The organism is Blautia sp. CAG:257 (assembly GCF_000433815.1).
GTDB lineage: Bacteria > Bacillota > Clostridia > Lachnospirales > Lachnospiraceae > Blautia_A > Blautia_A caecimuris.
In genome coordinates this window covers 15,288-27,052 of sequence record NZ_HF999112.1, presented here as the reverse complement: position 1 = coordinate 27,052, position 11,765 = coordinate 15,288, and the positions used below count along the sequence as shown (strand labels likewise).

Below are 11,765 nucleotides of genomic sequence, written 5' to 3'. Positions count from 1 at the left end.
ATAAACATTTATGTAAGATTCCCGGATTCTCCGATCATTTATACATTTTACGTTTTATCCCCTGTTTCTTTTTATTGGAAAAGCACGGAAGGCCTGTCCCGGGCATAAGCTGTAAGTAAATCCCCTTTGAGGTGAAGACTTGAAGACTTTTTTAAAACCTTTGACATCAGGCGAGGAAAAATTATATCTTCAGCGTTACCGGGAGGGTGATTTGGCAGCAAAAAATATCCTGATTGAACATAACCTCCGCCTGGTCGCCCACATAGTAAAAAAATATCAGGGTTCCGGTGAAGATCCTGAAGACCTGATCTCCATCGGAACTATCGGTCTGATCAAAGCGATCAGCACCTTTGATGCGGAAAAATCCACGCGCCTTTCCACCTATGCGGCGCGCTGCATTGATAATGAGCTTCTGATGATGCTCCGTTCCAGAAAAAAACGCTCCCGTGAAGTCTCCCTGTATGATCCAATCGGAACAGACAGGGAAGGAAATGAGATCAGCCTTCTGGATATCATTGAAAGCCCTCCTGTAGATATTGTGGAACAATATGCCACGCAACAGGATATCCGCCATCTTGTCAGTTCCCTGAAAACTGCTTTAACGCCCAGGGAATACCAGGTCATCTGTCTCCGGTACGGTCTGTTCGGAGCTTCTGAGGAAACTCAGAAAACAATTGCCCGGAAGCTTTCCATCAGTCGCTCCTACGTTTCCCGCATTGAAAAAAACGCTCTGAAAAAACTCCGCTGTCTTTTTGATGAACAACCGAAAAATCACTGTTGAATATGTATACAGCAGAAGATACTTTTCTGTTTTCTCACCGGTAAAAGCGAACTGCCACAGTACAAAAAAATACAGGAGCCGCCTGGCTTTGGCTGTTCCTGTATTTTTTATTGCTGATATTTTATGCGTCTCCTCTTCGGGTGTATTTTCAAAGCTTATAAAGCTCCGGAATATCTTTTATTCCATGACAGGGCTTTATGCCTCCGCCCTTCGGAGAAGATCATATTTTTCTACTTCTGCCCCCAGATCTACCGCAAGCTTCTGCTGAGGATGGGGCGCGCTTTCCACGGAAGCTCCTGTCTCGTCATAAATCCCCTGAACTGTAACCGTCAGGTTTCTTCCGTCCGGCTTCATGATCTCAATGGTTTCTCCTACGCTGAACTTATTTCTCTGAGTAATGTGGACCAGACCCTTTTCGTCAACCTCTTCAGCATATCCCAGATAAGTATATTCCTTTACATAGGTGTTGTTATCATAGATCTGTGTATTCTCATCCGGTTTTCCATAGAAAAATCCGGTAGTAAACTGACGGTACGTACAGTTTGAGATCTGCTCCTTATACCATTCCATATTCGCCTGGTATTTTTCCGGAGATTCCATATAATCGTCAATGGCTTTCCTGTAGGTTCTGGCAACAGTTGCCACGTAAAGAGCGGTTTTCATACGGCCTTCAATCTTCAGGCTGTCAATTCCGCTTGTAAGAACATCATCCATATGCTCGATCATGCACAGGTCTTTGGAGTTAAAAATATATGTGCCTCTTTCATTTTCAAAAACCGGCATATATTCTCCCGGTCTTTTCTCTTCCACAATAGAATATTTCCACCGGCACGGATGGGTGCAGGCGCCTCTGTTGGCATCTCTTCCCACCAGATAATTGCTGAGAAGACAACGGCCTGAATAGGAAATACACATTGCCCCGTGAATAAAGGTTTCAATTTCCATATCCTCGGGAATATGCTCTCTGATTTCTCTGATTTCTTCCAGAGACAGTTCTCTGGCAGTTACCACACGTTTTGCTCCCAGCCGGTACCAGAACCGGTAGGTTTCATAATTGGTGTTGTTTGCCTGGGTACTGATGTGACATTCAATTTCCGGACAAATTTCCTTCGCATAAGTAAAAATTCCCGGATCTGCAATGATCAGCGCATCCGGTTTCAGCCCCTTCAGCTCCTGAAGGTACTCCCGAACGCCTGGAAGGTCGTCATTATGAGCAAGAATATTTACAGTCACATAAACCTTTACGCCGTGCTCGTGAGCAAAAGCAATCCCCTCTGCCATATCTTCTCCGGAAAAGTTTTTTGCTTTTGCCCGAAGACCAAAAGCTTCTCCGCCGATATACACAGCATCTGCCCCAAATACTACTGCAATTTTCAGGACTTCCAGACTGCTGGCAGGTACCAGTAATTCTATTTTTCTCATATTGTCTCCTTACTGCGGGACGTTTCCTGTCCAAACGGCTGCCTGATACTGAGGGCGGCTCCGTCTCCCAGAGGAAGAATGCTTGTCAGAAGCCTTTCATCATGTTTCAGAGCATAAAGATAATCCCGCATTCTCTTATAAATGGTTCTGTTTCTCCGCTCTACCAGATAGCGCGATTCAATCAACTCGCCCTCCTGAAGAACATTATCCGAAAGAAGGATTCCCTCCGGATTCAAAAGACGCACGGCATCCTCCAGCCAGTGAATATACTGCCCTTTTGCCGCATCCATAAAAATCAGGTCAAAACCAGGTTCCAGCTCCCGGAGGATCTGTCCTGCTTCTCCCTCCAGAAGAGTGATCTGATGGCTCCGTCCTGCTTTCGCAAAATTTTCTCTGGCAATGGGAATCCTTTTTTCATAGTTCTCAATTGTTGTTACCTGAAGCTTCTCAGGTCCATATTCACACATAAGAAGTGTGGAGAAGCCTACGGCTGTCCCCACCTCCAGAATACGCTCCGGCTTTTTTACAGCCAGAAGCACCTTTATAAAGCTCTGCATCTCTCTCCGGATAATGGGAACTCCGGATGACAGAGCCTCCTTTTCCAGACTTTCCAGAAAATCTGTATTTCCCATATCCAGAGAATTGATGTAGGTTCTCATTCTCTCTTCTACGATCACGAGTATGCGCCCTCCTGCTCAGCATCCCCTGCCATGATTGCAAGAAGCCTGAAAGGTTCATAGGCAGTACTCAGAAGATAAGTTCCCGGTTTCATCTGTCCTTTATAATTGGACAGCTTTTCCTGAATCCAGAACACCTTTGCATCCTCCACCAGCCCTTTGCTTTCCAGAGTCTTTGCAATGTCATACACAGAATCATCCTCTTTGACTACCACAGTGATCTCCTGTCCTTCTCCAGGACTCATGGGCTGCTGGTCAAAAATATCATGTCCGAATTGATAAGACAGTCTTCCCAACCAGATGATCAGAACAACAACACAGACATAAAGCGCAATTTTAAAAGCGCCGCCTGCAACGATCACTCCCGCATTTCCTACCCGGTCTCTTGTGTCTCCCATGTTATCCTCCTTACTGTCCGCCCGTTTCAGAGCAGCGGAATATCATCCATTTCCATTCCATTCTGTTATCCAGTCCAGTTTATGCTTCCATGATGATCGGAAGGATCATCGGTCTTCTCTTTGTGCGCTTCCACAGATAGTCGCCTACCGCATCCTTGACAACAAGCTTGATCTTTCCCCAGTCTGTAATATTTCTGTCCATGCAGGAATCCAGAGCCTGCTCCACTACCTCCCTGGCATGTCCCATCAGGTCTTCTGATTCACGGACATACACAAAGCCTCTGGAAACAATATCCGGTCCCGCAAGAACCACATTGCTGTGACGTTCCAGGGTCATAACCACGATCATAATTCCGTCCTCAGCCAGATGCTGACGGTCTCTGAGCACAATATTTCCCACATCGCCAACTCCAAGTCCGTCTACCAGGATCGCTCCTGTCTGAACGTTTCCTGTGATCTGGGCGCTGTTCTCATCCACTTCCAGAACATTTCCCGATGCAAGAATAAAAATGTTTTCTTTTGGGATTCCAAGCTCCTCGGCAATATGTTTCTGAGCAGTCAGATGACGGTATTCTCCATGAATCGGAATCGCGTATTTCGGACGGACCAGGGAATAGATCAGTTTAATCTCTTCCTGGCAGGCATGTCCCGATACATGAGCATCCTGGAAAATAACTTTTGCGCCCTTCATATACAGCTCGTTGATCACTTTGGAAACTGCTTTTTCATTTCCCGGAATCGGATTTGAACTGAAAATAATAGTATCGTTTGGCTTAATGGTTATCTTTTTGTGAATATTAGCAGCCATTCTTGACAGGGCAGCCATGGATTCTCCCTGACTTCCTGTTGTGATCAGAACCACCTTGTCATCCGGGTAATCCTTTACCTGATCGATCTCGATCAGAGTATTTTCCGGAATTCTCAGATATCCCAGCTCTGAAGCTGTTGAAATAACATTGACCATGCTGCGGCCTTCTACCGCCACCTTTCTGCCAAAGCGGTACGCAGTATTGATAATCTGCTGAACACGGTCTACGTTTGAGGCAAAGGTTGCAATAATGATCCTGCTGGAATGAAATTCATTAAACAGGTTGTCAAAAACTTTGCCCACAGTACGCTCGGACATGGTAAAGCCCGGACGTTCTGCATTTGTACTGTCGCACATCAGAGCAAGCACGCCTTTTCTTCCGATTTCCGCAAAACGCTGAAGATCAATGGCATCGCCGAATACCGGCGTATAATCCACCTTAAAGTCGCCTGTATGGACAACGATTCCTGCCGGTGAATAAATCGCCAGTGCGGAAGCATCCTGAATGCTGTGATTTGTCTTAATAAACTCAATAGAAAAATCACCCAGGTTGATCACCTGTCCATGCTTCACTTCCTTCAGCTTTGTGGAACGGACAAGATTATGTTCTTTCAGCTTATTGGTGATCAGTCCAAGTGTCAGCTTCGTAGAATAAATAGGGACGTTTACGTCCTTTAATACATAGGGAAGAGCTCCAATATGGTCCTCATGTCCGTGGGTGATCACAAATCCCTTTACCTTTGAGATATTGTCCTTCAGATAAGTTACATCCGGGATCACAAGATCAATTCCCAGCATATCATCTTCCGGGAAAGACAGACCACAGTCTACTACTACTATACTGTCTCCGTACTCGAAAGCTGTAATATTCATTCCAATCTGTTCCAGTCCGCCAAGAGGAATGATCTTCAGGCGCTCGCTGCTTCTCCGTCCTCTGCGTCCCTGTTTCTGAAAGTTTCTTCCTGTATTTTTATTCATGGAATTTCTGGAAGAATTTTTTAATACAGGCTTCTGCTGCCTGTCCTGATTCTTTTCGGGATATCTTTCCGCAGATTTTTCCTGATATCTGCTGTTCTGTTTTGCCTGAGGCCTGTATTTATTATTTTTTGATCTGTTTACCTGTTTTCTTGTATTATAACCGGCATTTCTTCCATAACTGCCGTTTCTTTTCTGCCTTTCATCTGTTTCTTTTTTTGTATTATTATCACTGTTCAAATAATGCACCTCCATTTTCATGTGCAAATTTCCGCACGACAACTCAGGAATGCCAGTGACATTCCTTCATCATCCGTTAAATTCCGCTTATTTTCGTTTCATTTTCATGAGTTTTAAAACACAGTACCTGAATTTCCTGTCCGTCCTGTCCGAAAATCTTACATTTCCAGATCCACATCATCCAGCATCTGCTCAAAAACTTTATAAACCGCCTGCAGTTCTTCTTCCTCTTCTACCATTTCATAGCAGGCTTCCGGGCTGTCCTGGGAAGAACAGTCTTTCAGAATATATGCAGACGCCTCATCATCCAGAGAATCTGATACCAGAAGATAGGATCTGCCTCCGATCATTGTCTGTTCCTCTACATAAAACTCTTCTGTTGTCCCGTCCGGGGTCTGAAATTTTATTTTTTCCATATTGCTGTCCTTATCTGTTTGCAGAACAGTCCAGATATCCCTGCAGGATCAGTACTGCTGCAAGGGAATCCAGATGTTCCTTTCTGTCTTCACGGCGCACTCCGCCCTCCATGAGAACGCGGTTCGCCTCCATTGTTGTCAGACGTTCATCCCACATTTCCACAGGCAGTCCCGTTCTTTTCTCCAGCATTTCTTTAAATTCCAGAGATTTTTCTGCCCGCTCTCCAAGTGTATTATTCATATTCTTCGGAAGTCCCACAACAATTTTTTCCACACCATACTCAGCTGCCAGCTCTTCAATACGCGCAAGTGTTCTGCGAAGCTTGTTTTCCTGCTTTCTCCATATGGTTTCTACTTTCTGGGCAGTCAGTCCCAGGGGATCGCTGACTGCCACTCCTACGGTCTTTGACCCGTAATCCAGTCCAAGTATACGCATATCAGCTTTCCCAGGAGCGGTTCTTAATATACTCGTTCAGAAGCTCCTCTACCAGTTCATCCCGCTCAACCTTCATAATCATGCTTCTTGCGCCTTTATGACTGGTAATATAGGTAGGATCACCGGACATGATATAACCAACGATCTGATTTACCGGATTATATCCCTTTTCGTCCATTGCGTTATACACCAGATCCAGAACCTCTTTCACTTCCAGCTCCTGATCCGGCTTTGTCCTGAAATACTGTGTATTTCCTAAATTGTTTTCTGTCATTTTCTCTCACGTCCTTACTATTATTTCTTTTCTATTTTAATATAATTCACTGCAAAATACAAGGAGAGTTTTGTACGGGGCCATCGTTCACTCCAGGGCAGCTATACCAGCTCGCCGCCCAGGATGTGCTCCTCTGTAAATCCCGTGATTTTTACAGTCAAAAGATCATTGACCTTCAGACTTTCTGTTTTCTCCACAGCTACCTTCACATATTCCCGGCTGTGTCCCAGATAATATGCTTTCCCCTGAAGCTCCACTTCCTCTTCCAGAAGGATCTCCAGGTTCTTTCCGATCATGGACTCTTCATATTCAAGGGAGCGCTGCCTGTTCAGCTCCAACATTTTTTCACTTCTGGCGGCTTTGACAGCCTCTGTGATCTGCCCTTCCATTGCAGCCGCTTTTGTTCCCTGACGTCTGGAATATTTGAAAATATGTGTCTCATAAAAATGAATGTTTTTTACAAATTCAAAGGATTCCTCAAAATCTGCTTCACTCTCCATTGGAAATCCCACAATCACGTCTGTAGTTAAAGCAGGGGCAGGATAATACTCCCGGATCAGGCTGCATTTCTGCGCATATTCCTCTGCCGTATATCTTCGATTCATATTTTCCAGAGTCTTCTGACATCCGCTCTGCAAAGAAAGATGGAAGTGAGGACACACCTTGGAAAGACCGGAAATACCTTCCATAAATTCCCGGGTAATGATCCTTGGCTCCAGCGATCCCAGGCGGATCCTTTCAATGCCTTCTACGCTGTGTACAGCCTGAATCAGCGAAAGAAGGGTCTGTCTTTCTTCCGCCTCTTTAAAGTCAATGCCGTAAGAACTCAGGTGAATGCCTGTAAGAACCACTTCCTTATAGCCCTTTGCCGCAAGAGCCTTTACTTCCTCCAGGATCTCCTGTATTTTCCTGCTGCGCACCCTGCCTCTTGCATAGGGAATAATGCAGTAAGTACAAAACTGATTGCATCCGTCCTGGACCTTAATATAGGCTCTTACATGTTCTGCCGTATGGTCAATGGAAAGCTCCTCATATTCTTTTGTTTTATTTATCTCGATCACGCAGGCTTTTTTTGCGTGTTCTTTCTCATATTCAGCAAGGGCCTCAACAATCCTGTTTTTCTGATTATTGCCAAGGATCAGGTCTACAGATGTATCTGCCTTTAGTTTTTCTGTGTCTGTCTGCGCATAACAGCCGGTGGCAACAACAATGGCTTCCGGATTCATTTTTTTTGCCTTATGGAGCATCTGTCTTGATTTCCGGTCCGCAATGTTAGTAACCGTACAGGTATTGATCAGATACACATCCGCCCCTTCCTGAAAAGGGACAATTTCATATCCGGCCTGTTCCAGAAGCTGCTGCATTGCCTCTACCTCATAAGCGTTTACCTTGCAGCCCAGATTATGAAGCGCAACTTTTTTACTCATATTTATATTCATTCCTTTTCTACTGATATAAATTGATTCTGTTACTGTTCACAGGTCATTTTTCCGTAAGGTGCTCTGGCATATATGCCGGAATCCCGGAACGTACATGGCAAAATACCATCGCCAGAGGTAATCTGGAATGCATTTTGGCCAGGTTACTGTAAAAGTCGTGAACAGTAACTCGGTTCCTGTTATTTCATGGAAATTTAACAGCTTTTCCCTTGACTTTTTATCAGTGGACGTATAAGATAAAAGCTGTAAATACAATAATTTTTAGGGAGGTTATATCGTAATGAAAACATTAAAAATCTCACTGAACTCCATCGATAAAGTGAAAGCATTTGTAAATGAAATCAGTAAATTTGACTGTGATTTTGATCTTGTATCCGGAAGATATGTTATTGACGCAAAATCTATCATGGGAATCTTCAGCCTGGATCTTTCCAAGCCGATCAACCTGAATATCCATGCAGAAGGCGCAGCTCTGGATGCTATCCTTGCAGTTGTTCAGGCATATGTGATCGAGTAATATCACTGCCCCTGTGCAGGCGGCTAAGCTTCGTCACACATTCCATACAGCATTTATTCCGGCGGTACATTCGGGAAACATTCCAGATGTCCGCCGGATATTTTTTGCCTGTTTCTGATTTCTGACAATTCTGTCAGTTAATCTCGATCACTTCTACAGTAGAAAGAGCCTCTTCCATAAGCTGATCAATTTTTTCTTCCAGCTTTGTTTCAGATCTGTGGATCACATTCAGATTCGGCTTGGTTACCGGATGTTTTGCCACAAAAATCGTACAGCAGTCCTCAAAGGGCTGGATAGAAGTCTCAAAGGTATCGATCTTTCTGGAAATCTCCACGATCTCCTGCTTGTCAAATCCTATCACCGGACGGTACACAGGAAGGGTGCACACCTCATTGGTTGCCGCAAGACTCTGTAAGGTCTGGCTTGCCACCTGTCCGATACTCTCTCCTGTGATCAGACCAAGGCAGCCGCATTTCTTTGCAAAATGCTCTGCAATACGCATCATATACCGGCGCATGATAATGGTAAGCTCTTCATGAGGGCACTGGTCGTAAATATAAAGCTGGATATCTGTAAAGTTTACCACATGAAGACGGATAGGTCCGCTGTAGCGGGCAACAAGCTTTGCCAGATCTACAACTTTCTGCTTTGCTCTCTCACTGGTGTAAGGCGGAGCATGGAAATAAACCGCATCAATTTTTACGCCTCTCTTGGCGATCATGTAGCCGGCAACCGGACTGTCAATTCCGCCGGAAAGAAGCAGCATTGCCTTTCCGTTTGTTCCAACCGGCATTCCGCCCGGTCCCGGAATAGTCTCTGAATAAACGTAAATCTTCTCTCTGATCTCCACAGAAAGTGTAAGCTGAGGATTATGGACATCCACAGAAGCCTCCGGAAAAGCGTCCAGGATCAGACCGCCAAGGCTTGCGCTGACTTCCATAGAATTGATGGGATAGGATTTTCTTGCTCTTCTTGTATAAACCTTAAAGGTTCCGGAAAATTCCGGATATCTTGCTTTCATATAGCTTACAACATCTTTTCCCATCTGCTCAAAGCCCTGATCCTCATAGATCACAACCGGACTGATTCCCACAATACCAAAAACTCTCTGCAGCGCTTCTACTGCCTCGTCAAAATCATATTCCTCCGGGCAGAGCACATAAACACGGCCCTGCTCCTTGATCACACGGAAATCTCCTTCCACAGGTTCCAGAGCAAGACGCATCTGTTTTACCAGAGCATCCTCAAAAAGATACCTGTTTTTGCCTTTAATGGCGATTTCCGCATACTTAATCAGAAATGCATGAAATATCATAAATGTTCTCCTTTTTGTATCTTTTACCTTCTTGAATATCTTCTCAGCATGGGTACCAGTTCTCCCATAACCTGAAGGAAGTAATCCGCCTCTTCTATGGTGTTTTCCTCACAAAAGCTTAAGCGCACAGTGCTTTCGATCTGGTCTTTTGACATACCCATTGCTGCCAGTGTGGCGCTTGGCTTGCGTTTGTGACTGGAGCAGGCGCTTCCTGCAGAAACATAAATGCCTCTTTCCTCCAGAGAGTGAAGAAGTACTTCGCTTCGCACTCCCATAACGCTGATGCTTAAAATCTGAGGCGCGCCTTCTCTCAGCTCCATTCCGTTCATACGGATATCCCCGATCTTTTCAAGTCCCTGCGCAATGTGCTCCTTGAGTCGGTACATGTTTTCCACATTCTCTTCAAGATTTTTATAGATTTCCACAGCTGCAGTGCCAAGTCCCGCAATTCCCGGTACATTGTCTGTTCCGGAACGCATTCCTCCCTGCTGTCCTCCGCCAAGGATCTGTGGCTGGATCTTTGCTTTTTCATTAATATAAAGAAATCCCACGCCCTTTGGTCCGTGAATCTTATGACCGCTGACAGAAAGAAGATCGATTCCCATTTTTTTTGGGTAGATCCTGTATTTTCCAAAGGCCTGGATGGCATCCACATGAAACAGAGCCCTGGGACTTTTTTCGTGGACAAGGGCTGCGATCTCCTCCACCGGCATCACAGCGCCCACTTCATTATTTACATACATTACAGACACCAGAATGGTATCTTCTCTGAGTACGGCTTTCAGAGCATCCATTTTTACCACGCCCCGGCTGTCCACCGGAAGATAGGTCACCTCAAAGCCCTGTTCCTGCAGAAAAAGCGCCGGCTGGCTTACTGCCGGATGCTCCACTGAGGTGGTGATAATATGGTTTCCGCTTCTTTTATTTGCAAAAGCTGCCCCGATCAGAGCCAGATTATCCGACTCCGTTCCCCCTGAGGTAAACAGGATTTCCTTTTCCTGAACCTTCAGAAGACGGGCAAGGCTTTCTGCAGAACTTTTAATATATTTTTCTGCTTCCACACCCTTCAGATGCATGGCAGAGGGATTTCCAAAATCCTCTGTCATTGCTTTTACCACAATATCCTTTACCGAATCGTAGCATCTGGTGGTTGCGGAATTATCAAAATAAACTTCCATGATAAACTCCCTTTGTTTTACTGCAGCTTCCTGCCGGACTCTGCATTCTGTTTTACTGTTCCAGCTGAAACATCAGCACGGACAGGATCGCAAGTCCGGCTGTCTCTGTTCTCAAAATCCTTTTTCCCAGAGTAATGGGAGAAACTTCCGCGTCAATAGCCGCTTCGATTTCTTTTTCCTCAAATCCTCCCTCCGGACCGATAAAAATACCAATGGACTGTCCGGGACGGATTTCAGACAAAAGGGCTTTTGTCTCAGCCATTCCCTGCGCAAGCTCATAGGGGATCAGCCGGATATCCAGCTCCTTTGCCCAGGCAAGAGCATCCTTAAAGGTCATCACCGGATGAACCGAAGGGATCAGCATACGCTTGGACTGCTTGGCCGCGCTCTCTGCGATCTGCTGCCACCGTTCCACCTTTTTTGCAGCCTTTTTGCCGTCAAGACGGACTACGCATCGCTTTGTTTCTACCGGGATCACCTGACAGGCTCCCAGCTCCACTGCCTTCTGGATGATCAGCTCCATCTTGTCTGCCTTTGGAAGACCCTGAAACAGATAAATCTTATTTGGAAGCTCATAATCCGGCTCCTGAGAATAAAGAATGTGAAGGCAGACCTCTTCTGCACCAATGGCTTCAATGGTACAGTGATATTCTTTTTTGTCTCCGTCACTGATCCAGAGCTCTTCTCCTGTCTTCATCCGCAGCACATTTACAATGTGCTTCACATCACTGCCTGTAATGTGGATCTGATGGGCTCCTTCATCAATCTGGGACGGCTCCACAAAAAATCTCTGCATGGATCAGTCCTTTCTGGCTGTCACAGACACCCACTCGCCCTGCTTTGTAACCTCTACAAGAGTCAGGCCTGCATTTTTCACAGCCTCTGTCAC

The 11,765-nt window shown here is 45.3% G+C and carries 13 protein-coding genes; 2 read left to right on the top strand and 11 right to left on the bottom strand.

What is annotated here, in order from left to right; all coding sequences use genetic code 11:
* The first annotated feature begins 139 nt into the window (after positions 1–139).
* Positions 140–781, top strand: coding sequence for an RNA polymerase sporulation sigma factor SigK (sigK, locus tag QVP40_RS12385; RefSeq protein WP_147599716.1), 642 nt, complete (start codon positions 140–142; stop codon positions 779–781).
* A gap of 195 nt (positions 782–976) precedes the next feature.
* Here sigK and QVP40_RS12380 read toward each other — a convergent pair whose 3' ends face one another.
* The 8 genes from QVP40_RS12380 to mtaB all read right to left on the bottom strand — a co-directional run bounded on the left by QVP40_RS12380 (position 977) and on the right by mtaB (position 7,854).
* A complete protein-coding gene (locus tag QVP40_RS12380) occupies positions 977–2,203 on the bottom strand; it encodes a peptidase U32 family protein (RefSeq protein ID WP_022068701.1) in 1,227 nt (408 codons plus the stop codon).
* A complete protein-coding gene (locus tag QVP40_RS12375) occupies positions 2,200–2,880 on the bottom strand; it encodes an O-methyltransferase (RefSeq protein WP_022068700.1) in 681 nt (226 codons plus the stop codon). The genes QVP40_RS12380 and QVP40_RS12375 overlap by 4 nt, the downstream gene beginning before the upstream one ends.
* Positions 2,877–3,278 carry an endolytic transglycosylase MltG gene (locus QVP40_RS12370; protein ID WP_022068699.1) on the bottom strand — a complete coding sequence of 134 codons (402 nt, stop codon included), beginning with the start codon at positions 3,276–3,278 and terminating at the stop codon, positions 2,877–2,879. The genes QVP40_RS12375 and QVP40_RS12370 overlap by 4 nt, the downstream gene beginning before the upstream one ends.
* Before the next feature lie 79 nt (positions 3,279–3,357).
* On the bottom strand, positions 3,358–5,064 hold the full coding sequence (locus QVP40_RS12365; RefSeq protein ID WP_138271167.1) for a ribonuclease J: 1,707 nt from the start codon (positions 5,062–5,064) through the stop codon (positions 3,358–3,360).
* 395 nt (positions 5,065–5,459) lie between these two features.
* Complete coding sequence (locus tag QVP40_RS12360; protein WP_022068697.1) at positions 5,460–5,717, bottom strand: DUF1292 domain-containing protein; 258 nt, start codon at positions 5,715–5,717, stop codon at positions 5,460–5,462.
* A gap of 10 nt (positions 5,718–5,727) precedes the next feature.
* Positions 5,728–6,153: a Holliday junction resolvase RuvX gene (gene ruvX / locus QVP40_RS12355; protein ID WP_022068696.1), complete on the bottom strand. Its 426-nt coding sequence runs from the start codon at positions 6,151–6,153 to the stop codon at positions 5,728–5,730.
* A 1-nt stretch (position 6,154) separates the two neighbouring features.
* A complete protein-coding gene (locus tag QVP40_RS12350) occupies positions 6,155–6,427 on the bottom strand; it encodes an IreB family regulatory phosphoprotein (protein WP_022068695.1) in 273 nt (90 codons plus the stop codon).
* Positions 6,428–6,528: 101 nt separating this feature from the next.
* On the bottom strand, positions 6,529–7,854 hold the full coding sequence (gene mtaB, locus QVP40_RS12345; RefSeq protein WP_022068694.1) for a tRNA (N(6)-L-threonylcarbamoyladenosine(37)-C(2))-methylthiotransferase MtaB: 1,326 nt from the start codon (positions 7,852–7,854) through the stop codon (positions 6,529–6,531).
* A gap of 292 nt (positions 7,855–8,146) precedes the next feature.
* On the opposite strand from mtaB, the gene QVP40_RS12340 reads away from it, so the two are divergent.
* Complete coding sequence (locus QVP40_RS12340; protein WP_022068693.1) at positions 8,147–8,383, top strand: HPr family phosphocarrier protein; 237 nt, start codon at positions 8,147–8,149, stop codon at positions 8,381–8,383.
* Between the two features lie 133 nt (positions 8,384–8,516).
* On the opposite strand, the gene thiI is transcribed toward QVP40_RS12340, so the two are convergent.
* From thiI to QVP40_RS12325, 3 genes are read right to left on the bottom strand one after another with little or no spacing between them, the layout of a single operon-like run.
* Positions 8,517–9,698: a tRNA uracil 4-sulfurtransferase ThiI gene (thiI, locus tag QVP40_RS12335; RefSeq protein WP_022068692.1), complete on the bottom strand. Its 1,182-nt coding sequence runs from the start codon at positions 9,696–9,698 to the stop codon at positions 8,517–8,519.
* Positions 9,699–9,721: 23 nt separating this feature from the next.
* Entirely contained in the window at positions 9,722–10,876 is a 1,155-nt protein-coding gene (locus tag QVP40_RS12330; protein ID WP_022068691.1) for a cysteine desulfurase family protein, read from the bottom strand.
* Between the two features lie 52 nt (positions 10,877–10,928).
* Positions 10,929–11,672: a 16S rRNA (uracil(1498)-N(3))-methyltransferase gene (locus QVP40_RS12325; RefSeq protein WP_022068690.1), complete on the bottom strand. Its 744-nt coding sequence runs from the start codon at positions 11,670–11,672 to the stop codon at positions 10,929–10,931.
* Between the last annotated feature and the right edge of the window lie 93 nt (positions 11,673–11,765).

Coding starts and splice junctions, on each gene's coding strand:
- QVP40_RS12380 (WP_022068701.1), bottom strand. CDS start 2,203: ATGAGAAAAATAGAATTACTGGTACCTGCCAGCAGTCTGGAAGTCCTG.
- QVP40_RS12370 (WP_022068699.1), bottom strand. CDS start 3,278: ATGGGAGACACAAGAGACCGGGTAGGAAATGCGGGAGTGATCGTTGCA.
- QVP40_RS12365 (WP_138271167.1), bottom strand. CDS start 5,064: ATGAATAAAAATACAGGAAGAAACTTTCAGAAACAGGGACGCAGAGGA.
- QVP40_RS12360 (WP_022068697.1), bottom strand. CDS start 5,717: ATGGAAAAAATAAAATTTCAGACCCCGGACGGGACAACAGAAGAGTTT.
- ruvX (WP_022068696.1), bottom strand. CDS start 6,153: ATGCGTATACTTGGACTGGATTACGGGTCAAAGACCGTAGGAGTGGCA.
- QVP40_RS12350 (WP_022068695.1), bottom strand. CDS start 6,427: ATGACAGAAAACAATTTAGGAAATACACAGTATTTCAGGACAAAGCCG.
- mtaB (WP_022068694.1), bottom strand. CDS start 7,854: ATGAGTAAAAAAGTTGCGCTTCATAATCTGGGCTGCAAGGTAAACGCT.
- QVP40_RS12340 (WP_022068693.1), top strand. CDS start 8,147: ATGAAAACATTAAAAATCTCACTGAACTCCATCGATAAAGTGAAAGCA.
- thiI (WP_022068692.1), bottom strand. CDS start 9,698: ATGATATTTCATGCATTTCTGATTAAGTATGCGGAAATCGCCATTAAA.
- QVP40_RS12330 (WP_022068691.1), bottom strand. CDS start 10,876: ATGGAAGTTTATTTTGATAATTCCGCAACCACCAGATGCTACGATTCG.
- QVP40_RS12325 (WP_022068690.1), bottom strand. CDS start 11,672: ATGCAGAGATTTTTTGTGGAGCCGTCCCAGATTGATGAAGGAGCCCAT.